Origin of the sequence: Pseudomonas putida (assembly GCA_029953615.1) — a bacterium.
Classification (GTDB): domain Bacteria; phylum Pseudomonadota; class Gammaproteobacteria; order Pseudomonadales; family Pseudomonadaceae; genus Aquipseudomonas.
The window spans coordinates 429,978-455,804 of sequence record CP124529.1 but is presented as its reverse complement, the minus strand read 5'-3'; the positions used below and the strand labels follow the sequence as shown (position 1 = coordinate 455,804).

Genomic DNA, 25,827 nt, shown 5'->3' with positions numbered 1-25,827 from the left:
CCGGTACTGACACTGGTTCTGTAGCAGGCGAGCCGTATAATGGCTGGGTCGCCACTTAACTTTTGGCTTTAACGGATTGGATATGACTGAACAGCAACCTGTTGCAGTTCTGGGAGGCGGCAGCTTCGGCACCGCCGTGGCGAACCTGCTGGCAGAAAACGGTGTGCCGGTGCGCCAATGGATGCGCGACCCGGACCAGGCCGAGGCCATGCGCGTCAATCGCGAGAATCCGCGCTACCTCAAGGGCATCCGCCTGCACGACGGCGTCGAGCCGGTCAGCGACCTGCTGACCACCCTGCAGGCGAGCGACCTGGTTTTCGTCGCCCTGCCATCGAGCGCCTTGCGCAGCGTGCTGGCCCCACATGCCGAACTGCTGCGCGGCAAGGGCCTGGTCAGCCTGACCAAGGGCATCGAAGCGCAAAGCTTCAAGCTGATGAGCCAGATCCTCGAGGAAATCGCCCCCGAGGCGCGCATCGGCGTGCTGTCCGGCCCCAACCTGGCCCGTGAAATCGCCGAACATGCGCTGACCGCCACGGTGGTCGCCAGCGAGGACGAAAAACTGTGCCAGCAGGTGCAGGCCGTGCTGCATGGGCGTACCTTCCGCGTCTACGCCAGTGCCGACCGCTTTGGCGTCGAGCTGGGCGGGGCGCTGAAGAACGTCTACGCCATCATCGCCGGCATGGCGGTGGCCCTGGGCATGGGCGAAAACACCAAAAGCATGCTGATTACCCGCGCCCTGGCCGAGATGACCCGCTTCGCCGTCAGCCAAGGCGCCAACCCCATGACCTTCCTCGGCCTGGCCGGTGTCGGTGACCTGATCGTGACCTGCTCCTCGCCCAAGAGCCGCAACTACCAGGTCGGCCACGCGCTGGGCCAGGGCCTGAGCCTGGAGCAGGCGGTCAACCGTCTGGGCGAAGTGGCCGAAGGTGTCAATACCCTCAAGGTGCTCAAGGCCAAGGCGCAGGAAGTGCAGGTGTACATGCCGCTGGTGGCGGGCCTGCATGCCATCCTGTTCGAAGGCCGCACGTTGAACCAGGTGATCGAGCACCTGATGCGTGCCGAGCCGAAGACTGATGTCGATTTCATTTCCATCAGCGGTTTCAACTGAGCCTTGAGCGGCTCTGACAACAGCAAGGAGCAACACATGAACGATACGCCCGAACGCGCCCAGCGCGAGTCGATCATCCTGCGGGTCCTGTGGATGCTGGTGTTCCTGGTGGTCTGGCAACTGGCCGAGCTGCTGCTCGGTGGCCTGGTACTGGTACAACTGATCTACCGCCTGGTGTACGGCGCCCCCAGCGCCAGCCTGATGAACTTCGGCGACAGCCTTAGCCAGTACCTGGCGCAGATCGGCCGCTTTGGCAGCTTCCACAGCGACCAGAAGCCCTGGCCGTTCGCCGACTGGCCGGCACCGCGTGCCCCGGAAGGCGAGGCGCCGCATGCCGTGGCCCCGGCCCCGCACCCGGTGCGTGACGAGGAGCCCAAGCTGTGAAGCTGTGGGTGCTGCGCCACGGCGAAGCGGAGCCGCGGGCCAACAGCGATGCCGAGCGCCGGCTGACCGCCCACGGCCGCGAGCAGGTGCTGCACAGCGCCGCCCGCCTGCTGGGCCAGCCGCTGCAGGCGATCATCGCCAGCCCTTATGTACGCGCCCAGCAAACGGCCGCCCTGGTGCATGACACCCTGGGCTTCGCCGAGCCAGTGCGCACCGTGCCCTGGCTGACACCCGACACGGATGTGCAGCAGGCCATCGGCGAAATCGAGCGCCTGGGCCTGGAGCATGTGCTGCTGGTCAGTCATCAGCCGCTGGTGGGGACCCTGGTCGGGGCGCTGGAGCATGGCCACCAGCAACAACCGGCAGGCATGAGCACTGCAAGCCTGGCGGAGCTGGAAGGGGACTGGCCGTTGGCGGGGTTGATGACGCTTCGGGCGATCAACTCGCCGGCCTGAGCTCTCAGGCCATCTCGGTTTCCTGTAGGAGCGGCCTTGTGCTGCGAAGAGGCCAGTAGGGCAATAGCTCTTCTCCGGCAGTTATGGCCTCTTCGCAGCACAAGGCTGCTCCAACAGGACCTGTGCATGGCTTGAAGGTAGCGGCCGCGCCCGCAAGCCTGACCTGATTGCCCTCGCCGATGACCTTTCCGGACATTGCCGAACCGCCCGGCGATGCCGACAATGGGCCATCATTCCCGCATCCGGACCCGGCGCCATGTTGCAGCAGATCTTCTTCGCCCATGCCAACGGTTTCCCCTCGGCCACGTACGGCAAGCTGTTTGCTGCCCTGGCGCCGGACTATCAGGTGCAGCACCTGGCCCAGCACGGGCACGATCCGCGTTTTCCGGTGGACGACAACTGGCAGAGCCTGGTCGACGAACTGTTGCACCACCTGGCCCGGCAGGATCAGCCGGTATGGGGTGTTGGCCATTCGCTGGGCGGCGTGTTGCACCTGCACGCCGCCTTGCGCTGCCCGGAGTACTACCGCGGCGTGGTGATGCTCGACTCGCCGGTGCTCACCCGCGCCGACCAGTGGTTGCTGCGCACCGCCAAGCGCTTCGGCTTCATCGACCGTATCACCCCGGCGGGTCGCACCCTGGGGCGTCGCGAAACCTTCAATGACCGTGACAGCGCCCGGGACTATTTCGCCGGCAAATCACTGTTCCGCCATTTCGACCCCGATTGCCTCGATGCCTATATAGAGCACGGCCTGCAAGCAATGGAACAGGGGCTGCAGTTGCGCTTCGATCCGGCCACGGAAATCAGCATCTACCGCAGCATCCCGCATACCAGCCCCGCTCCTGCGCGGCAATTGCAGGTGCCGCTGGCCATGGTCCGCGGCGAGCGCAGCAAGGTCATTCGCCGCCACCACACCCTGGCCGTGCGCGGCATGCCCAGGGGCGAATACCACAGCGTGCCGGGTGGGCATATGTTCCCGCTGGAGCGACCAACCGACACCGCCAGCCTGATCAAGGGCCTGTTCGACCGCTGGAGCCAGGCATGAGCGCGCAGGTCGAGGAAATACGCCTGAGCCTGGGCCATATCGAACTGGCGGCGCACCTGTTCGGCCCCGAACACGGCTTGCCGGTGATCGCCCTGCATGGCTGGCTGGACAACGCCAACAGCTTCGCCCGCCTGGCGCCACTGCTCAAAGGCCTGCGCATCATCGCCCTGGACCTGGCCGGGCATGGTTATTCCGAGCACCGGCCACTCGGCGCCAGCTACGCTCTGGCCGACTACGCCCATGATGTGCTGCGGGTGGCCGAGCAGGTGGGCTGGCAACGTTTTGCCCTGTTGGGCCACTCACTCGGGGCAATCATTTCGGTGCAGCTGGCTGGCGCATTGCCGGAGCGAATCAGCCACCTGGCCCTGATCGACGGCGTCATTCCGCCAACTGGCGCCGAGCAGGATGCCGGTGAGCGGCTGGGCATGGCCCTGCAGGCCCAGTTGCGCCTGGATGGCAAGCGCAAGTCGGTGTACGCGACCCTGGAGCAGGGCGTGCAGGCACGCATGAAAGGCATGGTCGCGGTCAGCCGCGAGGCAGCCGAGTTGCTGGCCCAGCGAGGCCTGATGCCGGTGCCCGGTGGTTACAGCTGGCGCAGCGACAGCCGCCTGACCCTGCCTTCGCCAGTGCGCCTGAGCGAGGCGCAGGCCATGGCTTATGTGCGCCGGGTGAGTTGCCCGGCGCGCCTGGTGGTGGCCGCCGACGGCATGCTGGTGCGTCACACCGGGTTGCTGGAGCAGCTACCCTTTGAGCAAGTGACGCTGCCCGGTGGCCATCACTTGCACCTGAACGATGAGCAGGGTGCGGCCCTTGTCGCAGACTGTTTCAATCGCTTCTTTGGCTTTGCTTGACTTGCACCGGACAAGTGTCGAGGCTTGGCGGGTTGAACAGGGAGACAACCATGCAACTGCCAGACATCCTGGAGCTTCACCTCGGCGCCGAGCGCCGCCTGGGTCGCCAATGAGCGCGCCTGCTACCATCCGTAATGCCTTCGCTGCCTGCCTGGTATTCGCCAGCTCCGTGTCGTGGGCCGGCAGCCTGCCGGTACCGGTAGACGCCAAGGTGGTCGACCAGCGCCCGGCCGTAGAGCAGGAACGTGTCTACCCCATGGGCCCGCTGCGCAAGATCAGCGGCCGACTACGGGTCGAGGACAAGGTCGAAAGCCGCGGCCAGGTCAGCTCGGTCACCTATGAGCTGCCGGTCGAGCGTACCGCCCGCGAAGCCTTCACCAGCGCCCGCGAAGCCCTGCAGCGCGACGGTGGTTACCCGCTGTTCTGGTGCCAGGGCCGCGATTGCGGTGAGGCGAGCCTGTGGGCCAATGATGTGTTCGGCAATGCCCGCCTCAACGGCGGCGACGAGCAGCAGGCGTTCATCCTGCTGCGCCGCTCGGCGGCGCAGGCCGACACCCTGGTTGCGCTGTACAGCGTTACCCGCGGCAACCGCCGCGCCTACCTGCACGTGGAAGAGTTCGTCGCCGGCAGCCCGCTGGGCGAACTGCTGCCGACCGCCGCCACGGTGCTGCGCGAAATGCGCGACACCGGCAAGCTCGACTACCCTGACCTGGCCGCGCCGCAAGACGCCTGGGCGAACCTGCTGGCGCGCAGCCTGAACCTCGACAGCACCCTGCGTGCCAGCCTCAGTGGTGCCCAGGCCGAAGCCTGGCGCGAGGCACTGGTCAAGGCGGGGGTGCGCAACGGCCGCCTCGAAGTCGGTAGCGCGCCTACCGACGGCCTGCACCTTGAACTGATTCGTTGAACGAGCACCACCATGGCTAACAATGACCGCATGCTGGTCCAGATTCTGCTGTTGGCGCTGCTGGGTGCCGGCCTGTGGGTTATGGCACCTTTCATTTCAGCGCTATTGTGGGGGGCCATTCTGGCCTTTGCCAGCTGGCCCTTGATGCGCTTGCTGACGCGTGTGCTGGGCGGGCGCGAAACCCTGGCGGCAGGCCTGCTGACCAGCGCCTGGATCCTGATCGTGGCACTGCCGCTGGTGTGGTTGGGGTTCAACCTGGCCGATCACATTCGCGATGCGACGGCGTTCGTGCGTGACGTGCAGATGGACGGCCTGCCCGATGCACCGGCCTGGCTGGGCGGCATCCCGTTGGTTGGCGACCGCCTGGTCAGCTGGTGGCAATCGCTGGACCAGCAGGGCGCGGCCTTGCTGGCTTCGGTCAAGCCGCACCTTGGGCAGGTGGGCAACTGGCTGCTGGCGCGCAGTGCGCAGATTGGCAGTGGCGTGCTGGAGCTGACCCTTAGCCTGGTATTCGTGTTCTTCTTCTACCGCGACGGCCCGCGATTGTCGGCGTTCGTCCTGCGCTTGCTGCACCGCTTGATGGGCGACCGCGCCGAGTACTACCTGGAGCTGGTGGCCGGTACGGTGCAGCGAGTGGTCAACGGAGTGATCGGTACGGCTGCCGCGCAGGGCCTGCTGGCGTTGATCGGGTTCCTGATTGCCGGCGTACCCGGGGCGATCGTGCTGGGCCTGGTCACCTTCATGCTCAGCCTGATCCCCATGGGCCCGCCACTGGCCTGGATCCCCGCCACGGGCTGGCTGGTATGGAAGGGCGAATACGGCATGGCAGTGTTCCTTGGGGTTTGGGGCACTTTCATCATCAGTGGTGTGGACAACGTGCTCAAACCGTACCTGATCAGCCGTGGCGGCAACCTGCCGTTGGTGATCGTGCTACTGGGCGTGTTCGGCGGCTTGATCGCCTTTGGCTTCATTGGCCTGTTCATCGGGCCCACCTTGCTGGCTGTCGGTTACAGCCTGCTGCTGGACTGGAGCCGCAACGCCGCCACGCAGCCGCCCCAGCCAGTAAACCTGTACCGGCCTCTTCGCGGGCTCGCCCGCTCCCACGGTTACAGCGCAGGTCTGTAACATTGCGGAAGCCCTGTGGGAGCGGGCGTACCCGCGAAGAGGCCAGTACAGACAACCCAAACAGCTGATCTTTACGCCTTCTTTATTGCCATCCCCACCCTCCAGTCTCGCCCCTTTACGCCCCTCGCTCGGACAATTTCCCCAAAGCGGCCCAAGCCGCACCACGGGGAGAACCACACATGAACATGCTCGACGGGCTGTCACTGCTGCTGGCAGTGGCATTGGCGTTTTATCTGCTGGTGGCGCTGCTGCGCGCCGATCGCAGCTAGGGAGCGGCCATGCACAGTTACGATTTCGCCTTGCTCCTGGCATTTTTCGCCATCGTGCTGCTACCGGCACCCTGGCTCGGGCGGTTCTATTTCAAGGTCGTGGAAGGCCAGCGCACCTGGCTGTCGCCCGTGCTGGGCCCGGTCGAGCAGGCCTGCTACCGGCTGGCGGGCGTGCGCGCCAGCCAGGAACAGAGCTGGAAGCAGTACACCCTGGCGCTGCTGGCTTTCAACCTGGCCGGGTTCCTGTTGCTGTTTGCCGTGCTGCTGTTGCAGGGCTACCTGCCATTCAACCCACAGCATCTGCCTGGCCAGGAATGGTCGCTGGCATTCAATACTGCCGTCAGCTTCGTCACCAACACCAACTGGCAGGCCTACAGCGGTGAGGCGTCGGTCAGCTATCTGAGCCAGATGCTCGGCCTGACCGTGCAGAACTTCGTCAGCGCTGCCACCGGCCTGGCCGTGCTGGTCGCCCTGTGCCGTGGCATCGCCCGGCGCAGCGCTACGACGCTGGGCAACTTCTGGGTCGACATGACCCGCGCCACCCTCTACGGCCTGCTGCCACTGTGCCTGCTGCTGGCATTGTTGCTGGTGTGGCAGGGCGTACCACAAACCCTGGCCGACTACGCCCACGCGGTCACCCTGCAAGGCACCGAGCAGACCATTCCGCTGGGCCCGGCCGCAAGCCAGATTGCCATCAAGCAACTGGGTACCAACGGCGGTGGCTTCTTCGGGGTCAATTCGGCGCACCCGTTCGAAAACCCCACGGCCTGGAGCAACCTGTTCGAGGTGGCCTCGATCATTCTCATTCCGGCGGCGCTGGTATTCACCTTCGGCCACTACGTGAAGGACCTGCGCCAGAGCCGCGCCATCCTCGCCTGCATGCTTGCCCTGTTCCTGATCGGCGGCAGCACGGCGTTGTGGTCAGAGCACCAGCCCAACCCGGCCCTCGAGAGCGCGCAGGTACAGCAAAGCGCGCCCATGGAGGGCAAGGAAAGCCGCTTCGGCACTACCGGTTCGGTGCTGTGGACGGTGACTACCACTTCTGCCTCCAACGGTTCGGTCAACGCCATGCATGACAGCCTCAACCCGCTGACCGGCATGGTGGCGATGGTCAACATGATGGTCGGCGAGGTGATCTTCGGCGGCGTCGGTGCAGGGCTGTACGGCATGCTGTTGTTCGTGCTGATCGCGGTGTTCCTGGCCGGGTTGATGATCGGCCGCACCCCGGAATACCTGGGCAAGAAGCTGCAGGCACGAGAGGTGCAGTTGCTGGTGGCGACCCTGCTGGTGATGCCGGTCGGCGTGCTGGTGCTCGGCGCCATCGCCGCCAGCCTGCCAGGCCCGGCAGGTGCGGTCAGCAACCCGGGTGCGCATGGCTTCAGCCAGCTGCTGTACGCCTACACCTCCGGCACGGCCAACAACGGCTCGGCCTTTGCCGGCTTCGGTGCCAACACGGTGTACCACAACCTGATGATCGGCCTGGCCATGCTTGTCGGCCGCTTCGGCTACATCCTCCCGGTGCTGGCGCTGGCCGGTAGCCTGGCAGCGAAGAAAAGCGCGCCCCAGGGGCTGAACAGCTTCCCCACCCATGGCCCGCTGTTCACCGGCCTGCTGCTGGTCACCATCCTGCTGGTCGGTGGCCTGACCTTCCTGCCGACTTTGGCCCTTGGGCCGATCGCCGAACACTTGAGCCTGGGTTTTTGAGGACCGATCATGAACATGCCCATTCCTGAAGTACAAGCCCACAGTGCCAAGGACCAGACCCGCTTCGCCGCGCTGTGGCGCCCGGCGCTGGTGCAGGCATTCGTCAAGCTCGACCCGCGCCAGCTCAAGCGCTCGCCGGTGATGCTGGTAGTCGCCCTGACGGCTGTGCTGACCACCGTCCTGTGCTTTGCCCCCGGCAGCGGTGTGAGCACTGGTGTTGCCGTGCAGATCGCCCTGTGGCTGTGGTTTACCGTGCTGTTCGCCAACTTCGCCGAGGCCCTGGCCGAAGGCCGTGGCAAAGCCCGCGCCGACAGCCTCAAGGCGGGCAGCCAGGGCCTTGCCGCCGAGCGTCGCAAGCGCGATGGCAGCTACGAGACCGTCGCGGCCAGCGCGCTGCGCAAGGGCGATGTGGTACGCGTGGTGGCCGGCGAAATGATCCCCGGTGACGGCGAGGTGCTCGAAGGTATCGCTGCGGTCAACGAGGCCGCCATTACCGGCGAGTCCGCGCCGGTGATCCGCGAGTCCGGCGGCGACCGCTCGGCTGTCACCGGCAATACCCGGCTGGTCTCCGACTGGTTGTTGATCCGCATCACCAGCAACCCGGGCGAATCGACCCTCGACCGCATGATTGCCCTGGTCGAAGGCGCCAAGCGGCAGAAGACCCCGAACGAGATCGCCCTCGACATCCTGCTGATCGGCCTGACCCTGATCTTCCTGATCGTGGTAGTGACGCTGCAGCCGTTTGCCCACTTCGTGGGTGGCAGCTTGCCGCTGATCTTCCTCGCTGCGCTGCTGGTGACACTGATCCCCACCACCATCGGCGGCCTGCTGTCGGCCATCGGTATCGCCGGCATGGACCGGCTGGTGCGGTTGAACGTCATCGCCCGTTCGGGCCGCGCGGTGGAAGCGGCCGGTGACGTGCATACGCTGATGCTCGACAAGACCGGCACCATCACCTTCGGCAATCGCCGTTGCAGCGCGCTGCACGCCGCACCGGGCATCACCGCCCGCGAGCTGGGGGAGGGTGCCTTGCTGGCCTCGCTGGCGGATGACACCGCCGAAGGCAAGTCGATCGTCGAGTACCTGCGCCAGTTGCACGACTTTGTCGAACCAGCCGCCGGGCAGTTCGAGGCCGTGGCCTTCAGCGCCGAGACGCGCCTGTCGGGCATCGACTTGCAGCAGCACCGCTACCGCAAGGGCGCCGTCGACGCCGTGCTGGCGTTCGTCGGCATGCAACGCCTGGAAATGCCCCTGGCATTGGCCCGTGAAGTGGAGCGCATCGCCCAGGGCGGCGGTACACCCTTGCTGGTATGCCTCGACAAGCGCCTGCTTGGCGTGATCCATCTCAAGGACGTGGTCAAGCCCGGCATCCGTGAGCGCTTTGCCGAGCTGCGCAAGCTGGGCATCCGCACGGTGATGGTGACCGGCGACAACCCGCTGACCGCTGCCGCCATCGCTGCCGAGGCCGGCGTGGATGACGTGCTGGCCGAGGCCACGCCAGAGAAAAAGCTGGCGCGTATCCGCCAGGAGCAGAACGACGGCCGCCTGGTGGCCATGTGCGGCGACGGTGCCAACGACGCCCCGGCACTGGCCCAGGCGGACGTGGGCATGGCCATGAACGACGGCACTCAGGCGGCGCGCGAGGCGGCCAACATGGTCGACCTGGACAGCGACCCGACCAAGCTGCTGGACGTGGTGCAGGTCGGCAAGGAGCTGCTGGTGACCCGTGGCGCGCTGACCACCTTCTCCATCGCCAACGACGTGGCCAAGTACTTCGCCATCCTGCCGGCGCTGTTCGCTGCCATTTACCCGCAACTGGGCGTGCTCAACCTGATGCACCTGGCCAGCCCGCAGAGTGCGATTTTGTCGGCCATCGTGTTCAACGCGCTGATCATCATCGTGCTGATCCCGCTGGCACTGCGCGGCGTGCGGGTGCAGGCGGCCAGCGCGGCGCACCTGCTGCGGCGCAACCTGCTGATCTACGGGCTGGGCGGCATTGTCGTGCCGTTTGCCGGGATAAAGCTGATCGATCTGCTGCTCAATGCCCTGCACCTGGTCTGAGGAGGCCACCATGAATGCTTATGTACGCCCGGCGTTGAGCCTGGCCCTGTTGATGACACTGGTGACTGGTGCGCTGTATCCGCTGGCGGTGACCGGCATTGCCCAGGTCGCTTTCCCCGGTCAGGCCAACGGCAGCCTGGTGCGCGATGACCAGGGCCTGGTGCGCGGTTCGGCGCTGATCGCCCAGGATTTTCAGGGTGATGGCTGGTTCCACGCACGGCCGTCGGCGGGCGCCTATGCCACCGTGGCCAGTAGCGCCAGCAACCTGTCGCCGAGCAATCCGGCGCTGGCCGAGCGAGTCAAGGGCGATGCGGCTGCGTTGTACCAGGCGCAGCAGGGGCCGGTGCCCCAGGCGCTGTTGACCACTTCGGGCAGCGGCCTCGACCCGCACCTGCCGCCGGAAGCCGTGGCCTACCAGATCCCGCGGGTGGCGGCGGCGCGGCAACTGCCGGTAGAGCGCTTGCAAGGCTTGCTGGAAGAGGCCACCCTCCACCCATTGATCGGCCCGCCGGTGGTCAATGTGCTGGCGTTGAACCAGGCACTTGAGCATCTGGGCCACTGATATCGGGGCCGCTTTGCGGCCCTTCGCGGGCTTGCCCGCTCCCACAGGTACAGCGCAGCTTCCGAGTATTGTGATCACCCTGTGGGAGCGGGCAAGCCCGCGAAGGCCTGCAAAGCAGGCCCAAAGAGGCTGCAGGACGCCGCCACACCAAAGGATGAAAGATGAGTGATTCCACCCGCGCAGACGCGCTGTTGGCTACCCTCCCGCGAAGCGGCCGGGGCCGGCTGAAGGTGTTCCTAGGCGCCGCCGCCGGCGTCGGCAAGACCTTCGCCATGCTCCAGGCCGCCCACGCCCAGCAACGCCAGGGCGTGCAGGTGCTGGCCGGGGTCGTCGAAACCCATGGCCGCGCCGAAACCGAGGTACTGCTCGCTGGCCTTCAGCAGCAGCCCCTGCTGCGCAGCCAGTACCGCGGCGTCACTCTCGAGGAAATGGACCTCGACGGCCTGCTCAAGGCAGCGCCGGCCTTGGTGCTGGTCGACGAACTGGCCCACACCAATGCACCCGGCAGCCGTCACGCCAAACGCTGGCAGGACGTACAGGAACTACTGGCCGCCGGCATCGATGTGTACACCACGGTCAATGTCCAGCACCTGGAAAGCCTCAACGACAAGGTCCGCGACATTACCGGCGTGCAAGTGCGCGAAACCTTGCCGGACTGGGTGCTGCAGGAAGCCTTCGAGCTGGTGCTGATCGACCTGCCACCCCGTGAACTGCTCGAACGCCTGCGCGAAGGCAAGGTGTATGTACCCGAGCAGGCGCGGGCGGCCATCGATGCGTTCTTTTCTCAAACCAACCTCACCGCCCTGCGCGAACTGGCCATGCAGACCGCTGCTGCCCAGGTGGATGCCGACCTCGCCCATGGTTATCGCCAGCGCGGCCAGGAAGCCCCGGCCCTGCGTGGGCGCTTGCTGGTGGGCGTGGATGGGGACGATCAGGCGGAACGCCTGGTGCGCCATGCCAGCCGCGTGGCCCAGCGCCGTCACCTGCCCTGGAGCCTGGTGCATGTAGACAACGGCCGGTTGCGCGACGAAATCGCGCGCCAGCGCCTGCAAGCTGCCCAGCAACTGGCCGAGCGCCTGGGTGGGGAAGTGGTACTGCTGCGTGCCGGCGAAGTGGTGCGTACGCTGATCCAGCATGCTGCCGAGCGGCGGGCCAGCCTGGTGCTGGTCGGGCAGTCCCGCGACCGCCTGCGCCGGCGCCTGTTCGGTGCTGGTGTGGCCGCGCGGCTGCTGCGCGAAAGCCACGGCCTGGAAATCAACGTGCTGGACCGCGACGTGCAGCCGCCTGCACCACGTTCGGCGGTGCGGCGAATATGGGTCTGGCGCCATTACCTGCTGGCGTTGCTGGCCACGGTCATGGCCGCAGGCCTGGCCTGGGCGGTGTCGAGTGTGCTGGCCCTGCCCAACATTTCGCTGGTGTTCCTGGCCGCGGTATTGCTGGTGGCGGTGCGCAGCAGCCTGGGGCCTGCGCTGGCTTGCGCGGTGCTGTCGTTCCTGACCTACGACTTCCTGTTCATCCCGCCCAACCTGTCGTTCAGGATCCAGCGCGAAGAAGACGTGCTGACCCTGGTGTTCTTCCTGTTGATGGCCGCACTCACCGGCAATCTGGCTGCCCGCCAGCGCCGCCAGTTGCAGGCCCTGCGCGAGACCCAGGCGCAGACCAGCCAACTGCTCGACTTGTCGCGCCGGCTGACCGTGGCCACCGACCGCCAGGCGGTGTTCAATGCCGCCGGCCAGCACCTGGACGGCTGGCAGGACATGCAGGTGTGCCTGCTGGAGCGCAATGTCGAGGGCCAGTTGCAGGTGGTCAGCGGCGAAGCCCACGCCTTTAGTGACAACGAGCGCGCTGCCGCAGAATGGGCCTGGCAACACGGCCAGGCCGCCGGGCATGGCAGCGACACCCTGCCCAATGGTCGCTGGTGGTGGTGGCCGCTGGCGGTGGATGAACAGCCCCTGGCATTGCTCGGTGTGCGCCCACGCTCCGGCCAGCCGCTCAGCGACCCGCGCCGGCGCTTGCTCACCGCCCTGGGTCAGCCATTGGCCCAGGCCCTGGCCCGCGCCCGCCTGGCCGAACAACTGGAGGCCGCGCGCCTGCATGGGGAAACCGAGCAGTTGCGTAGCGCCTTGCTCGCATCCGTTTCCCATGACTTGCGTACCCCGCTGACCGCCATGCGCGGCAGCATCGAAAGCCTGCTGGCGCTGGGCGAGGCGATCCCCGCCGCCGACCGCCGAGAACTGCTGGAGGGCACCCGCAACGAGGCCGACCGCCTCGACCGCTACATCCAGAACCTGCTCGACATGACTCGCCTGGGCCACGGCGGCCTCAAGCTGGCCCGCGACTGGGTAGCCCCGGCCGACATCGTCGGCAGTGCGCTCAGCCGCCTGCGCGTGGTGTTGGCACCGCTGAGCGTGCATACCGACGTGCCGGCCGAGCTGCCGTTGCTGTTCGTGCATGCGGCGCTGATCGAGCAGGCGTTGGTCAATGTGCTGGAAAACGCCGCGCGCTTTTCGCCCGGCAACGGCCGGCTGGAACTGCAGGTGTCGGTGCAGGACGCCCAGTTGCGCTTCGCCGTCAGCGATCAGGGCCCCGGCATTCCCGTGGCCGACCGCGAGAAAATCTTCGACATGTTCTACACCGCCGCCCGCGGTGACCGCGGCGGGCAGGGCACCGGCCTGGGCCTGGCGATCTGCCAGGGCATGATCGGCGCCCATGGCGGGCAGATCCTGGTGGGCGAAGGCATCGATGGCCAGGGCACCAGCATCACTCTATGCTTGCCGCTGCCCCCTCAACCTCAAGCTGAAAGTGATACCCCATGAGTCAGTCCGCCACCCTCCTGGTCATCGATGATGAACCGCAGATCCGCAAGTTCCTGCGCATCAGCCTGGCCTCGCAAGGCTACAAGGTGCTCGAGGCCGCCACCGGCGCGCAGGGGCTGGCCCAGGCCGCTTTGGGCAAGCCGGACCTGGTGGTGCTTGACCTGGGCCTGCCGGACATGGACGGCCAGCAGGTACTGCGTGACCTGCGTGAATGGAGCGCGGTGCCGGTGCTGGTGTTGTCGGTGCGCGCCAGTGAAGTACAGAAGGTCGATGCGCTGGATGGTGGCGCCAATGACTATGTGACCAAACCGTTCGGCATCCAGGAGTTTCTGGCGCGGGTGCGTGCCTTGCTGCGCCAGGTGCCGGTGGCCGGCGCTTCGGAAGTGGCAGGGAGTTTTGGGCCGTTGACCGTGGATTTTGCTTTTCGACGGGTGACGCTGGAGGGCGTCGAGGTGGCGCTGACGCGCAAGGAATATGCATTGCTGGCGTTATTGGCCCTGCATCCGGGGCGGGTGATTACCCAGCAGCAGTTGCTCAAGGAGATCTGGGGACCTACGCATGTGGAAGACACCCATTACCTGCGGATTGTGGTTGGGCATTTGCGCCAGAAGCTGGGGGATGACCCCACGGCGCCCCGGTTCATCATTACCGAGGCGGGGGTGGGGTACAGGTTAATGGCCCCGGTCGCTTGACCCGGACTTACGCCGCTCTTGTGGAAGCGGGTTTGCCCGCAGGTCAGCGCAGCTCATTCACCGCACGCCATGCCTCATCGATGGCCGCATGTGCATAGGCATTCCAGGCTGCATCGGAGTTGGCAATGGCAACATTGCCAACCTGCTGGCGGGCCAGGTTGATCAGCTTTTCGCTCTCTTGCTCATCATCGAACAGGCTGTTGGCAGAGTACGAGTAACCGTGCGGCCAACGGTTGATGGTAATCGCCTGCACGTCCTTGTTGTGGTCGAAGCCGGCCGGCCCCAGCATGGCCTGCAGCTGATCACGCACCATGCCCTCCATCGCTTCGAAGCTCATGGCGTAAAGCTTGCTGCGGCCAAGGCGGGCCTGGCTGCGGGCATCCAGGCCCGCGTTGGGGGTGGTGGGCACGTGGACCATGTGCAGGCCGATGGGCTGGTTGGGGTCGCGCGGATGACGGTAGCCGCCGATGTCCACCGGGTAATCCAGTTTGACGCGGCTGTACGGCTGATTCGGCGCGTAGATTTCATGCACGCCCAGTTTGATGAAGCTCTGCCAGTGACGAATGAGCACTTTGGTATACACCAGCGGGAACTTCACGTTCTGCTTCAGCGCGTCTGCCTGTTCGGTGGAGAGGTCGCGCAGCAGGTACGGGATCATCATGTTGTAGCAAGCCAGCACGCAGTGCGTGGTTCGAACCCGGTGTAACTGGCCGGCCCGGCTGTAGGCTGTATCAACGCCGCCGTCGCGGTTCTTCACGCTCACCACGGTGCTGTTGAGCCGCAGGTTTACCGGGTTTTGCGCTAGGTCCAGCCTGGTGTAGTCGAAGGGCGCCAGGACGATGTCATCCATGTTGGTGCCGGGTGCCACACCGGGGATCAGGCTGCGGACCAGCAGACGTGCCAACGAGGCGTTGCCGTCGGGGAAGTGGTAGATGTAGGGCTCTTCCATCTCTGCTTTCAACTCTTCGCTGACGGGCGGCAGACCCATGCCGGCAAAACCGGGGAAGCCCAGGCCGTAAGCGTCGGCGGCGGCCACGGCGTCGATGCTCAGGGCTGAAAAGTCGTTGCTGCGGCTGAGGAAGTAGCGGGTGGCGGCTTTGCTGAGGCCCACATTCTTGCGCAGGAAGTCCTGGTAGCTGGTCTTGGCCAGGTACTCCTGTTTCTCTGCGAGGCTGTTGCCCTCCAGGTAATCCCTTGGCGCTTCGTGCAAGTCGATCAATGCCTGGCGGTCGGCCTCGGGCAGCGGGAAGTCGCCAATGAAGGCGCGCCAGCTGCGGGCATTGAGTTTGTCCGGGGCAATGTCATCGGCAACCATAGGCGTGGGGTCACCGCTGACCAGCTTGGCTTCGCCGAAACCGGCCTTGTCGAAGAACACGCCACGAGACAGGCCAAGGTTGGGGTAGAAGTCTCTGTCGAAGGCGCTCTGGAAACGGTCCACATCGACGTTCAGTTGCTTCAGCAAGCCATTCACCGTGGCGCTGTAGAGGTGCTTGGGTGACTGGAAGGCTTCGCTGCCGCCATAGCCAAGGATCATCTGGCCGCCCGTCTGGAACTCGTTGCGTTTGGCGTGGCCGCCGAAGTCGTCATGGTTCTCGATAATAAGCACGCGCGCCGTCGGGTGCTGCTGCCGATAGAACCAGGCAGCGCAGAGGCCACTGATGCCGCCACCCACCACGACCAGATCATATTGCTCTTTTACCGCCAGGTTCTCGGTATCGAACAAGTGCTTCTCCCAGCCCATCCGGTGACCGACCTCGAACGCGCCTGGGTGGCTGCCGCGCAGGCCGGTGAGGGCAGGGGGGTAGTAGCGGCCGGAGGGGGCGGCCTGGAGCAGTTGCAGTGGGGTGAGGCCCGCACCAATGGTGAGGGCCACGCCATTGAGGAAGTCGCGTCGGGTGATGGTCATGTCAGTGTCCTTACCGGGTAACCATGGTGGTGTTCGAAGCGTAGCTGCGTGTGGCTCAGGCCCTCGGCGATTCTGTTTCAAAGCATTGGCGCATGACGTCCAGGTAGCGTCTCGCCCCCAGGCCGAGCGGTCGCGACTTGACCCAGATGATGTCCACCCACAACCGCAATCGGCTGGCCATGTTGTCGAAGCGCACCTCCGCCAGCGCGCCCGAAGCAATCAACGGCTCGACCAACGGCTGCGGCAGGTAGGCCCAACCGAGCCCTGACTGCACCAGGTCCAGCGTGGCCAGGTAGCTGTCGGTCAGCCAGATGCGCCGCGACAGCACCATGCGCGGGTCCGACCCGGTGGCCTTGCCGGACGCCACGATGATCTGCCGCTGTTCGGCGAACGCCTCTTCAGGTAACGGCGTGCCGCTGTTCTGCCCGGCCGGGTGGCGGGGCGAGGCGACGGCCACCAGCAATTGGCTGCCGGCCTCCAGGAATGACTCGCGCTCGTCGATGCCAGGCCGTTCGAAGACCAGTGCCAGTTGCACGCTGCCGTCATGCAGCAGGCGGATGGCTTCGGCCTGGGTGGCCGAGCGCACCTCGATTTCCAGGCTGGGAAATTCCTGGGCGAGGGTTTCCAGTGGCTGGCTCCAGCGGCCGGTTTGCAGTTCGGGCGCCATGGCGATGGTCAGGCGCTTTTCCAGGCCCTTGTGCAGTTGCAGGGCCTGGGCATCGAGCAGGTTGAGCTGGCAGATCACCTGCCTGGCCTGGGGTTCCAGGGCCAGGGCGGCGCTGGTGGGCAAGGCTTTGCGCGTGGCCCGGTCGAACAGTACCAGGTCCAGCTCCGCCTCCAGTTGGGCGATGGCCATGCTCACCGCCGAAGGCACACGCCCCAGCTTGCGCGCGGCGGCGGAGAACGAGCCTGCCTCCAGCACCGCGAGGAAAATTGCCAGGGAGTCGCTGGTAAAGGCCATTGTCAGAAAACCTGATGACGAGGAAGCGTTGAGGCCGAAAAGTATGAACACTCCACGGCCAGCTGCGCAATTCCTTACAGGCCCTCGGAGAGCACCCGGTCGATGCTGTCGACGAAGTAGTCCACGCTCGCCCGGCTGGTGCACATCGGTGGCTTGATCTTGAGGATGTTCAGGTAGTCGCCGGTCGGCTGCATGAAGATGCCCAGGTCACGCAGGCGGTCGCACAGGGCCATGGTTTCCTCGGTGGCCGGTTCCAGGGTTGTGCGGTCGCGCACCAGTTCCAGCCCCAGGTAAAAGCCCGAACCATGCGCCGCGCCGGCCAGCGGGTGCTTGTCGACCAGTGCCTGCAGGCGCGCCTTGAAGTAGCGCCCGGTGTCGCGGGCGTTGTCCCACAGGCCTTCTTCCTGCATCACGTCCAGCACCGCCATGCCGATGCGGCAACTCACCGGGCTGCCACCGGCCGAGTGGAGAAGAAGTACCCCTCGGCCTCCAGCGCTTCGGCGATCTCGCGGCGGGTGATGACTACACCCAGCGGTTGGCCGTTGCCCATGCCCTTGGCCATGGTAATGATGTCAGGCACCACGCCCTGTTCCTCGAAGCCCCAGAAGTACTCGCCCAGGCGGCCATAACCGACCTGCACCTCGTCTGCGATGCACACGCCGCCGCGGGCACGCACTTTGGCATAGGCCTCGCGCAGGTAACCGGCCGGCAACGAAATACCCCCGGCGTTGCCGTATACCGGCTCGCAGATGATGCCTGCCAACTGGCGGCCACGGGCGTCGAGGTCGGCCAGCTTGGCGTCGACGTCGCGCAGGTAGTCGGTGGCGCTGTCGGGGCCACGGAAGCGGCCACGGAAGGTATTTGGCGCCTCCACCGGGTGCACCCAGTCCGGGCGGGTTTCCAGGGCCTGCGGGTTGTCGGCAATGGAGGTGGAAATGGCATCGGTGGCCACCGACCAGCCGTGGTAGGCCTCCAGCACACTGAGCAGGTCGCGCCCGCCGCTGTAGGCCCAGGCCAGGCGAATTGCCAGGTCGTTGGCTTCGGTGCCGCTGTTGACCATGAACACCCGGTCGAAGCCTTCGGGCGCCAACGCCAGCAGGCGTTCGGAGAACTCGGTGATGGCCGCGTAGTGAAAGCGCGAGTTGGTATTGAGCAGCGACCACTGCCGTGCCGATTCGGCGACCATGCGCGGGTGGCCGTGGCCCAGCACCGCGACGTTGTTGAGCATGTCCAGGTACGAGCGGCCCTGCATGTCGATCAGGTAGTTGCGCCAGCCGCGTTCGATGTGTGGCGGCTGCGCGTAGTAGTGCTTTTGCGAGCGAGCGAAGCTGGCGTCGCGGCGGGCCAGCAGGGCCTGTGGGTCAGGGAGTGGTTCGGCATTGCAGTCGAAGCCCAGCAAGGCAGCTGGCGACGGGCACAGGGCCAGCCAGGCCGTCGCCTGGGATGGGGTGGCGAAGAACGGCGGCTGGATGCCGTTATCCAGGCACAGTTGCACGCTGAGGAAACCGCAACTGCTCCCCAGCGACTGGCCTTTTTCCACGGCCTGGCCATTTGCAGGCGCGTCTTCCAGGCCCTGCAGCCACAAGGTCCAGTGCGTGCTGCGCAGGCAGCCACGGCCGTCGCCATGGCGCTGCCAGGTGCCGGCATCTGGTGCTTGCACCAGGCTGCCGTTGGGCACATGCAGTTCGACGCCCAAGGCGCAGGTGGCGGGTTCCTCCGGGCGGTCGATGTGGGTTTGCGACAGGCGATACTGCCCGTGCAGGCTGCAGGCCGGGGCCGGTTGCGTGGTCAGCAGGTGCTGGTCGAAGCCGGCTTGCTCCCAGTTGCCTGCCTCGCAATGCTTGCTGAGCACGCCCAGGTCGACGCGCGTTACGGCCTGCCCATCCAGTTCCGGGAGCAGGGGCGAGCAGCCGCTCAGGTCCGGCGTGGCGGGTTGCAGCCCGGCAGCGTGCAGAATAGACGCTTCCATCAGCGCGAAAGGTACGGCGGTGGCAGTGTCGAAGATTTCCCATTCATGGGCGATGTTGTCGCGGGTGTACTGGTTGCCGGGGTCGACGGCGAGCTGTTGCTCGCTGCTTAGCACCAGCACGGCGGCGCGGTTGATCACCAGCGGCCACAACGCGCGCAGTTCGGCCTCGGTCAGCGGGTTGAGCGCCTGGTAGGCTTGCACTGCAGGCAGGATGCGCAGCGGGTCGCCCTCGGCATGGTGCAGCAGCGCTGCGCAGGTTACCGACAGGTCGGCGATGCGCCAGGTGCGCAACAGGTCGCCGAAATCGATCACCCCTTGCAGCTGCCACTGGCGCTGGGCATCACGGGCCCACACGGTGTTGTCGTCGGTAATGTCCAGGTGCACGGCCTGGCTTGGCAGCTGATCAACCAGCGGCATCAGGCGCTCGCTGGCCTGGCGGGTGGCGTGTTCGATGCGGGCGCGCTGCTCGCTGTCCTGCAGCACCGGCAGCAGGTGTTCGATCAGTGCCTGGGCATGCTGCGGGTCCCATTGCAGGGTGCGCGCAAGGCCTGGGTGATCGAAATTGGCAAGTGCATTGTCCAGCTTCGCACAGAGCCCGCCCAGTTCAGCCATCAGACGTGGCTCCATGTGCTTGAGTCGGGTCAACGGTTGGCCTTCGATGTAGTCGAGCAGGCGCAGGCGCAGCGGTTGCCCGTCGATGTCCAGTTCCAGCAATCCCATGCCGTTGTCGGCTGCGCGCACGGCAGGTACCGGCAAACCTTGATCGCGCAGGAAGGCCAGGGCGGCGTGCTGCGCTTCCAGTTCCAGCTGGGCATAGCTGCCGTGGCAGGCCTTCAGCACAAAACCACCCTGCGGCGTGCTCAGGCGAAAGTTCAGGTCTTGCTGGCTGCCCAGTGGCGAAAGGTTGCCGGCAAGGCCGTAGTGGGCCTGCAGCACGGCGTGTGCCTGGGCTTCGCTCAGCGTTGGGCCGGGCAGGCCGGAGCGCTGGATCAGTGTGGCCAGGGCAGGGGAGGCGGGCTGGTTCTGTGGGCTGGACATGGGCTCTACCGTGGGTACTGGGAGTTGACGGCGGAGAATTTATGCCCGATCCAGCTGATGATGGAAGACGATTGTTTTCAGAAAAAATGATAACAAGGCTGAAATGATGCCCTTCTTCGGGCTTGACCTTGGAGCGTACTCCAGGCTTTAGGCTGCAGCCTCCGTGATTGAGAGGGCAGTGGATATGTGGAGTGAAACGCAGTATCGCAAGCTGGTCCGGGCCAGCGGTGTCTATGATCTGGTGGTTACCATCGGCTTTGCGACCCCCTGGAGTTTTGCCCTGTTGCATGGGTGGTTGAGCGGGCTGCATGACACGTTTGGGCTGGCGGGTGAAATTCCGCTGTTTGGAGCGATGCAGGTCATGATGGCCAACCTGATGGGGTCGATTGTGTGCGTGTGGGCGTGGTTGCGCATTCGCCACCCTGAGCATCGGTTTGGGCGTTACGATGCGGCGGGGAGGGTGCTGTTTTCGGCGTGGCAGGTGTATGCGCTGGTCAATGGCGCCTCAGCGCTGATCTGGGGTGTCCTGGTGCTGGAAGTGCTGTGGGCTATTGCCCAGTTGGCACCGGTCTCGCGAACGCAGGCTATTCCTGCTGCATAAATTGCAGGGGCCGCTTTGCGGCCCTTTCGCGACACAAGACCGCTCCCACAAAGACCGCGCTAGCGGGTCATGCGTTTGCGTGTTTCTTCATCGAGTGTGCGCCTCAAGATGGCCAGAAACGGTAAGGCATCGGTATAGCGACGGCCATATTCCAGGTTGAACGCGTAGTCGAAGCCAGGCGGGTTTTCGCCCTGGGTGTGCTGCAGGATGGTTTCGATCTTGTCCAGTGCCTTGACCACTTTGGCTTCTGGCGAGTCCGCCGCTTCATACTCGTCGAACAGGGCAACGATGTTGTCCTGCATCGAGGGTTCGAGCATCGAGGTCATGGAGATCAGGTCGTGCCGTTCACTCATGCTCTTGTTTGGCGTTGCCTGCGCTTGCGGTGCAGGAACATCACCACTCAACGCTTCCCCAAGGTCATGAACCAGGCACAGCTTGAGCACCTTGCAGATATCGACATCACCCAGCTCCTCCTCGAACACCAGCGCCAGCAACGCCAGCCGCCAACTGTGCTCGGCCGTGCTTTCCCGCCGGCCTGTCGACGTGTGGGCACTGCGTGTCACGCTCTTGAGCTTTTCGGCTTGGCGCAGGAATTCGAGTTTTCCATGAAGGTTGTGATTCGGCACGACGGGATACCTCTTGCTATTGCAGAGGTAAATCATCGGCTCGCCGCTTGCCTGCGTCCACGCATTAAATATGCGCCAGGGTTTCGACCAGCCTGGCAGTCGACCCATCCGACAGTGTGAATCGGGTCCAGCGGCACAGGCTGTGCTGGATGGGTACCAGTGCCGAGTCATTGGTGCCGGTGGAGAACTCCAGCGCCGGGGAGGCCAGGTTGTCGCGCCAGCCGATGCCTGCCAAGCGTTGCTCCTGGCTGGCGATTTCCTCTGTTGCGAATGGCCATAGCGAGACTCCCAGCAAGTCACTGACGGGCACGCTGAACTCAGCCTCGCGGGAAGATGAGCAGGCCAGCAGGCGGTGGGTGAGGTCGCACACCAGGTGCACAGGTTGCGAACTGTCCGACACAAGGCGCGCCAGTGCGTGGTCCGCGGCACTGCTGAGCCTGGCTTTGAGCAAGGCTTCGATACGCGCCCGCTGCTCGGGCTCGGCGTCCTGCAAGCCTGACTCCCAGCGAGAAATGGTCGACTGGCACACCCCGAACATCTGCGCGGCGTGCAGCTGTTTGACGCGGTTCAGCACGCGCCAGTGTTTTAGCATCGGGCCGATGGGGGTGTTGCGAAATGAAGGTGAGATGTTCATATCTGTCTACCATGCTTGCGCCAAGGTTCTACAGGCATATAGATGATATGGCGCGGTACTTCGAGCGTGTAGGCGGCCATTCTCAGCGCATCATGCCCAGCACGGCTCATCCATCAGCATTTTAGCCATCGCACTCAGGTGGTAGGCGGCCCGGATCATAATGGGGCTCTCATCCATCAGCTCCGAAGTTTGCTCGCGGGCCTCTTCGCGGGCACGCCCGCTCCCACAGGTACTGTGCAAGTCTTGAAGTCTGTGGTGACCTTGTGGGAGCGGGCGTGCCCGCGAAAGGGCCGGCCCTGGCAACACATCACTGCCAGAGCAGCTCCCACAGGGACAGTGCATGGCTTGAAGCCGGCGCGGTCGGGGTGCTGGCTTGCCGGCGATGGGCTGCGCAGCAGCCCCAAAAAGCTAACTGGCCGCATCCACCTCCAAAAACGCCGCCTCCAGCAACTGCCGGGTATACGGATGCTGCGGCGCATGGAAGATCGTCTGCGCGTCCCCTTGCTCCACCACATGCCCATGCTTGATCACCATCAACTGGTGACTCAACGCCTTGACCACCGCCAGGTCATGGCTGATGAACAGGTACGTCAGGTTGTACTTCTGCTGCAGGTTGCGCAGCAGTTCCACCACCTGCCGCTGCACCGTGCGGTCCAGCGCCGACGTAGGTTCATCCAGCAGAATCAACGCCGGCTTCAACACCAACGCCCGGGCAATCGCAATGCGCTGGCGCTGCCCACCGGAAAATTCGTGCGGATAGCGATGCCGCGTGCGCGGGTCCAGCCCCACTTCCTCCAGGGCCGCAACAATCGCCGCTTCCTGTTCCTGCGCGTTGCCAATGCCGTGAATGCGCAATCCTTCACCGACGATATCCGCCACGCACATGCGCGGGCTCAGGCTGCCGAACGGGTCCTGGAACACTACCTGCATTTCCCGGCGCAAAGGGCGCACAGCCTTCTGGTTCAGCCCTTCCAGGTTCTGCCCATGGAAGCGAATGCCGCCCTGGCTGGAGATCAGCCTCAAGATCGCCAGGCCCAACGTCGACTTGCCCGACCCGGACTCGCCGACAATCCCCAGCGTCTGACCCTGCGGCAAGCTGAAGTTGACCCCGTCCACCGCCTTCACATGGTCGACAGTGCGCCGCAGCAGGCCCTTCTTGATCGGGAACCACACCTTGAGGTCATCCACCTCCAGCAACGGCGCGCCCACGGGGGTGTGCGCCGGCAGCCCGCTGGGCTCGGCATTGATCAGCATCTGTGTGTAGTGGTGCTGCGGTGCGCTGAACAGCCTGGCGCATTCGGCCTGCTCGACAATCTGCCCGTGTTGCATCACGCACACGCGGTGGGCGATGCGCCGCACCAGGTTCAGGTCATGGCTGATCAGCAGCAGGGCCATGCCCAGCCGCGCCTGCAGGTTCTTCAGCAGGTCGAGAATCTTCAACTGCACGGTCACGTCCAGCGCCGTGGTCGGCTCATCCGCAATCAGCAGTTCCGGCTCGTTGGCCAGGGCCATGGCGATCATCACTCGCTGGCGCTGCCCGCCGGACAGTTCGTGGGGCAGGGCCTTGAGGCGTTTGCGTGGCTCGGGAATGCCGACCATCTCCAGCAGCTCCAGGGTGCGCGCCGTGGCCTCTTTGCCGGTCAGGCCCTTGTGCAGCAGGAGGATTTCGTTGATCTGCTTCTCGATGCAGTGCAACGGGTTCAGCGAGGTCATCGGCTCCTGGAAGATCATCGCAATGCGGTTGCCGCGAATGCGCTGCATGGTCTTCTCGTTCTGCTGCAGCAGGTCCTTGCCTTCGTAGCGGATGCTGCCGCTGGGGTGGCGGGCCAGGGGGTAGGGCAGCAGGCGCAGGAGCGAGTGCGCGGTGACCGATTTGCCCGAGCCACTCTCGCCCACCAGGGCCAGTGTCTCACCCTTGCGGATGTCGAAGCTGATGCCGTTCACCACGCGGTGGGTCTGGTCACCGGTGACAAACTCCACCGCCAGGTCGCGCACTTCGATCAGGTTATGTTCACTCATGTCACTTCCTCGGGTCGAAGGCATCGCGGGCGGATTCGCCGATGAATACCAGCAGGCTCAGCATCAGCGCCAGCACGGCGAAGGCGCTGATGCCCAGCCACGGGGCCTGCAGGTTGGACTTGCCCTGGGCTACCAGCTCGCCCAGCGACGGTGCGCCCGGCGGCAGGCCGAAACCGAGGAAGTCCAGGGCGGTGAGGGTGCCGATCGCGCCGGTGAGAATGAACGGCATGAAGGTCATGGTCGAGATCATGGCGTTGGGCAGGATGTGCCGATACATGATCGCGCCGTTGCGCATCCCCAACGCGCGGGCGGCGCGCACGTATTCCAGGTTGCGCCCGCGCAGGAATTCGGCGCGCACCACATCCACCAGGCTCATCCACGAGAACAGCAGCATGATGCCCAGCAACCACCAGAAGTTGGGCTGCACGAAGCTGGCGAGGATGATCAGCAGGTACAGCACCGGCAGGCCCGACCAGACTTCCAGGAAGCGCTGCCCGGCCAGGTCGACCCAGCCGCCATAAAAACCCTGCAGGGCACCGGCGATCACGCCGACGATGGAGCTGAGCACGGTCAGTGTCAGGGCGAACAGCACCGAAATGCGGAAGCCGTAGATCACCCGCGCCAGCACGTCGCGGCCCTGGTCGTCGGTGCCCAGCCAGTTGTCCGCCGATGGCGGGGCCGGTGCGGGTACGCGCAGGTCGTAGTTGATGCTCTGGTAACTGAACGGAATCGGTGCCCACAACACGAAGCTGTCTTTCTTCTCCAGCAGCTCGCGGATGTACGGGCTTTTGTAGTTGGCTTCCAGCGGGAATTCGCCGCCGAAGGTGGTTTCCGGGTAGCGTTTGAACGCCGGGAAGTACCATTCGCCGTCATAGCGCACGGCAATCGGCTTGTCGTTGGCGATCAGCTCGGCGCCCAGGCTCAGGCCGAACAGAATCAGGAACAGCCACAGTGACCACCAGCCACGGCGGTTGGCCTTGAAGCGCTCGAAGCGCCGGCGGTTGAGGGGGGACAAGGCCATGTCAGTGCTCCCGGCTGGCGAAGTCGATGCGTGGATCGACCAGGGTGTAGGTCAGGTCGCCGATCAGTTTCACCACCAGCCCCAGCAGGGTGAAGATGAACAGGGTACCGAAGACCACCGGGTAGTCGCGGTTGATGGCCGCCTCGAAACTCATCAGGCCAAGGCCGTCGAGGCTGAAGATCACCTCGATCAGCAAGGAGCCGGTGAAGAAGATGCCGATGAACGCCGAGGGGAAACCGGCAATCACCAGCAGCATGGCGTTGCGGAACACGTGGCCATACAGTACCCGTGACCGGCTCAGGCCCTTGGCCTTGGCAGTGACTACGTATTGCTTGTTGATTTCGTCGAGGAAGCTGTTCTTGGTCAGCAAGGTCATGGTGGCGAAGTTGCCGATCACCAGCGCGGTGATCGGCAACACCAGGTGCCAGAAGTAGTCCAGCACCTTGCCGGTGGTGCTCAGCTCGTCGAAGTTGTTGGAAGTGAGGCCACGCAGCGGGAACCAGTCGAAGTAGCTGCCGCCGGCGAACAGCACGATCAGCAGGATGGCGAACAGGAACGCCGGAATGGCGTAGCCGACGATGATCGCCGAACTGGTCCACACGTCGAAATGGCTGCCGTGGCGTACGGCCTTGGCGATGCCCAGCGGGATCGACACCAGGTACATGATCAGCGTGCTCCACAGACCCAGCGAGATCGACACTGGCATCTTTTCGATGATCAGGTCGATGACCTTGGCATCGCGGAAGAAGCTGTCGCCGAAGTCCAGCCGGGCGTAGTTCTTGATCATGATCCACAGGCGCTCGGGCGGCGACTTGTCGAAGCCGTACATGCGTTCGATCTCGGCGATCAGTGCCGGATCCAGGCCTTGGGCGCCACGGTAATTGGAGCCGGCCACGGACACTTCGGCGCCGCCGCCGGCAATGCGGCTGGTGGCGCCTTCGAAGCCTTCGAGCTTGGCGATCATCTGCTCGACCGGGCCACCGGGGGCGGCCTGGACGATGATGAAATTGATGATCAGGATGCCGAACAGGGTCGGGATGATCAGCAGCAGACGGCGCAGGATGTAGGCCAGCATG

The 25,827-nt window shown here is 65.0% G+C and carries 20 protein-coding genes and 2 pseudogenes; 14 read left to right on the top strand and 8 right to left on the bottom strand.

The features are described 5' to 3' along the window. The first annotated feature begins 82 nt into the window (after nucleotides 1–82). The 13 genes and pseudogenes from QIY50_02130 (at nucleotide 83) to QIY50_02070 (ending at nucleotide 13,976) form a co-directional block, all read left to right on the top strand. Complete coding sequence (locus QIY50_02130) at nucleotides 83–1,108, top strand: NAD(P)H-dependent glycerol-3-phosphate dehydrogenase (protein ID WGV21114.1); 1,026 nt, start codon at nucleotides 83–85, stop codon at nucleotides 1,106–1,108. Between the two features lie 36 nt (nucleotides 1,109–1,144). Continuing rightward, the gene (locus QIY50_02125) at nucleotides 1,145–1,492 is read left to right on the top strand and encodes a DUF4389 domain-containing protein (GenBank protein WGV21113.1); all 348 of its coding nucleotides are present in this window, start codon (nucleotides 1,145–1,147) and stop codon (nucleotides 1,490–1,492) included. Continuing rightward, a complete protein-coding gene (sixA, locus tag QIY50_02120; GenBank protein WGV21112.1) occupies nucleotides 1,489–1,947 on the top strand; it encodes a phosphohistidine phosphatase SixA in 459 nt (152 codons plus the stop codon). The genes QIY50_02125 and sixA overlap by 4 nt, the downstream gene beginning before the upstream one ends. A 256-nt stretch (nucleotides 1,948–2,203) precedes the next feature. Further along, complete coding sequence (locus QIY50_02115) at nucleotides 2,204–2,992, top strand: alpha/beta hydrolase (protein ID WGV21111.1); 789 nt, start codon at nucleotides 2,204–2,206, stop codon at nucleotides 2,990–2,992. Beyond that, complete coding sequence (locus tag QIY50_02110) at nucleotides 2,989–3,843, top strand: alpha/beta hydrolase (GenBank protein WGV21110.1); 855 nt, start codon at nucleotides 2,989–2,991, stop codon at nucleotides 3,841–3,843. The genes QIY50_02115 and QIY50_02110 overlap by 4 nt, the downstream gene beginning before the upstream one ends. A 109-nt stretch (nucleotides 3,844–3,952) precedes the next feature. Then, nucleotides 3,953–4,747, top strand: coding sequence for a DUF4892 domain-containing protein (locus tag QIY50_02105; protein WGV21109.1), 795 nt, complete (start codon nucleotides 3,953–3,955; stop codon nucleotides 4,745–4,747). A gap of 12 nt (nucleotides 4,748–4,759) precedes the next feature. After that, nucleotides 4,760–5,806, top strand: a pseudogene (locus tag QIY50_02100) (AI-2E family transporter). 245 nt (nucleotides 5,807–6,051) lie between these two features. After that, complete coding sequence (kdpF, locus tag QIY50_02095; protein WGV21108.1) at nucleotides 6,052–6,141, top strand: K(+)-transporting ATPase subunit F; 90 nt, start codon at nucleotides 6,052–6,054, stop codon at nucleotides 6,139–6,141. A 9-nt stretch (nucleotides 6,142–6,150) separates the two neighbouring features. Then, entirely contained in the window at nucleotides 6,151–7,845 is a 1,695-nt protein-coding gene (gene kdpA / locus QIY50_02090) for a potassium-transporting ATPase subunit KdpA (GenBank protein ID WGV21107.1), read from the top strand. 9 nt (nucleotides 7,846–7,854) lie between these two features. Beyond that, entirely contained in the window at nucleotides 7,855–9,906 is a 2,052-nt protein-coding gene (gene kdpB / locus QIY50_02085) for a potassium-transporting ATPase subunit KdpB (GenBank protein WGV21106.1), read from the top strand. Between the two features lie 10 nt (nucleotides 9,907–9,916). Next, entirely contained in the window at nucleotides 9,917–10,468 is a 552-nt protein-coding gene (gene kdpC / locus QIY50_02080) for a potassium-transporting ATPase subunit KdpC (GenBank protein WGV21105.1), read from the top strand. 161 nt (nucleotides 10,469–10,629) lie between these two features. Then, the gene (locus tag QIY50_02075; protein WGV21104.1) at nucleotides 10,630–13,284 is read left to right on the top strand and encodes a sensor histidine kinase KdpD; all 2,655 of its coding nucleotides are present in this window, start codon (nucleotides 10,630–10,632) and stop codon (nucleotides 13,282–13,284) included. Further along, entirely contained in the window at nucleotides 13,281–13,976 is a 696-nt protein-coding gene (locus QIY50_02070; GenBank protein WGV21103.1) for a response regulator, read from the top strand. Before QIY50_02075 ends, QIY50_02070 begins: the two co-directional genes overlap by 4 nt. A 43-nt stretch (nucleotides 13,977–14,019) precedes the next feature. Here the strand turns inward: QIY50_02070 and QIY50_02065 are convergent, their stop codons facing one another. The 3 genes and pseudogenes from QIY50_02065 to QIY50_02055 form a co-directional block, all read right to left on the bottom strand. Then, on the bottom strand, nucleotides 14,020–15,882 hold the full coding sequence (locus QIY50_02065; GenBank protein WGV21102.1) for an NAD(P)/FAD-dependent oxidoreductase: 1,863 nt from the start codon (nucleotides 15,880–15,882) through the stop codon (nucleotides 14,020–14,022). A 55-nt stretch (nucleotides 15,883–15,937) separates the two neighbouring features. Further along, the gene (locus tag QIY50_02060) at nucleotides 15,938–16,843 is read right to left on the bottom strand and encodes a LysR family transcriptional regulator (protein ID WGV21101.1); all 906 of its coding nucleotides are present in this window, start codon (nucleotides 16,841–16,843) and stop codon (nucleotides 15,938–15,940) included. A gap of 74 nt (nucleotides 16,844–16,917) precedes the next feature. Beyond that, nucleotides 16,918–19,850, bottom strand: a pseudogene (locus QIY50_02055) (aminotransferase). Between the two features lie 184 nt (nucleotides 19,851–20,034). Here QIY50_02055 and QIY50_02050 point away from each other — a divergent pair. Beyond that, the gene (locus QIY50_02050; protein WGV23139.1) at nucleotides 20,035–20,451 is read left to right on the top strand and encodes a hypothetical protein; all 417 of its coding nucleotides are present in this window, start codon (nucleotides 20,035–20,037) and stop codon (nucleotides 20,449–20,451) included. A 59-nt stretch (nucleotides 20,452–20,510) separates the two neighbouring features. On the opposite strand, the gene QIY50_02045 is transcribed toward QIY50_02050, so the two are convergent. The 5 genes from QIY50_02045 to QIY50_02025 all read right to left on the bottom strand — a co-directional run bounded on the left by QIY50_02045 (nucleotide 20,511) and on the right by QIY50_02025 (nucleotide 25,826). Continuing rightward, entirely contained in the window at nucleotides 20,511–21,077 is a 567-nt protein-coding gene (locus QIY50_02045; GenBank protein ID WGV21100.1) for an HD domain-containing protein, read from the bottom strand. A 64-nt stretch (nucleotides 21,078–21,141) separates the two neighbouring features. Then, nucleotides 21,142–21,711: a helix-turn-helix transcriptional regulator gene (locus QIY50_02040; GenBank protein ID WGV21099.1), complete on the bottom strand. Its 570-nt coding sequence runs from the start codon at nucleotides 21,709–21,711 to the stop codon at nucleotides 21,142–21,144. 408 nt (nucleotides 21,712–22,119) lie between these two features. Next, nucleotides 22,120–23,730, bottom strand: a complete 1,611-nt coding sequence (locus QIY50_02035; GenBank protein ID WGV21098.1) for an ABC transporter ATP-binding protein — start codon at nucleotides 23,728–23,730, stop codon at nucleotides 22,120–22,122. A 1-nt stretch (nucleotide 23,731) separates the two neighbouring features. Then, nucleotides 23,732–24,751 carry an ABC transporter permease gene (locus QIY50_02030; protein WGV21097.1) on the bottom strand — a complete coding sequence of 340 codons (1,020 nt, stop codon included), beginning with the start codon at nucleotides 24,749–24,751 and terminating at the stop codon, nucleotides 23,732–23,734. A 1-nt stretch (nucleotide 24,752) separates the two neighbouring features. After that, nucleotides 24,753–25,826 (bottom strand): microcin C ABC transporter permease YejB, encoded by a 1,074-nt coding sequence (locus QIY50_02025; GenBank protein WGV21096.1) that lies wholly within the window; start codon nucleotides 25,824–25,826, stop codon nucleotides 24,753–24,755. Nucleotide 25,827: the final 1 nt, after the last annotated feature.

Bases quoted from the DNA above. Each gene is read 5' to 3' on its own strand.
- QIY50_02030 (WGV21097.1), bottom strand. From the start codon at position 24,751: ATGGCCTTGTCCCCCCTCAACCGCCGGCGCTTCGAGCGCTTCAAGGCC.
- QIY50_02050 (WGV23139.1), top strand. From the start codon at position 20,035: ATGTGGAGTGAAACGCAGTATCGCAAGCTGGTCCGGGCCAGCGGTGTC.
- kdpC (WGV21105.1), top strand. From the start codon at position 9,917: ATGAATGCTTATGTACGCCCGGCGTTGAGCCTGGCCCTGTTGATGACA.
- QIY50_02060 (WGV21101.1), bottom strand. From the start codon at position 16,843: ATGGCCTTTACCAGCGACTCCCTGGCAATTTTCCTCGCGGTGCTGGAG.
- QIY50_02070 (WGV21103.1), top strand. From the start codon at position 13,281: ATGAGTCAGTCCGCCACCCTCCTGGTCATCGATGATGAACCGCAGATC.
- QIY50_02025 (WGV21096.1), bottom strand. From the start codon at position 25,826: ATGCTGGCCTACATCCTGCGCCGTCTGCTGCTGATCATCCCGACCCTG.
- QIY50_02130 (WGV21114.1), top strand. From the start codon at position 83: ATGACTGAACAGCAACCTGTTGCAGTTCTGGGAGGCGGCAGCTTCGGC.
- QIY50_02075 (WGV21104.1), top strand. From the start codon at position 10,630: ATGAGTGATTCCACCCGCGCAGACGCGCTGTTGGCTACCCTCCCGCGA.
- QIY50_02110 (WGV21110.1), top strand. From the start codon at position 2,989: ATGAGCGCGCAGGTCGAGGAAATACGCCTGAGCCTGGGCCATATCGAA.
- QIY50_02125 (WGV21113.1), top strand. From the start codon at position 1,145: ATGAACGATACGCCCGAACGCGCCCAGCGCGAGTCGATCATCCTGCGG.
- QIY50_02065 (WGV21102.1), bottom strand. From the start codon at position 15,882: ATGACCATCACCCGACGCGACTTCCTCAATGGCGTGGCCCTCACCATT.
- kdpB (WGV21106.1), top strand. From the start codon at position 7,855: ATGAACATGCCCATTCCTGAAGTACAAGCCCACAGTGCCAAGGACCAG.
- QIY50_02035 (WGV21098.1), bottom strand. From the start codon at position 23,730: ATGAGTGAACATAACCTGATCGAAGTGCGCGACCTGGCGGTGGAGTTT.
- QIY50_02115 (WGV21111.1), top strand. From the start codon at position 2,204: ATGTTGCAGCAGATCTTCTTCGCCCATGCCAACGGTTTCCCCTCGGCC.
- QIY50_02105 (WGV21109.1), top strand. From the start codon at position 3,953: ATGAGCGCGCCTGCTACCATCCGTAATGCCTTCGCTGCCTGCCTGGTA.
- kdpA (WGV21107.1), top strand. From the start codon at position 6,151: ATGCACAGTTACGATTTCGCCTTGCTCCTGGCATTTTTCGCCATCGTG.
- QIY50_02040 (WGV21099.1), bottom strand. From the start codon at position 21,711: ATGAACATCTCACCTTCATTTCGCAACACCCCCATCGGCCCGATGCTA.
- kdpF (WGV21108.1), top strand. From the start codon at position 6,052: ATGAACATGCTCGACGGGCTGTCACTGCTGCTGGCAGTGGCATTGGCG.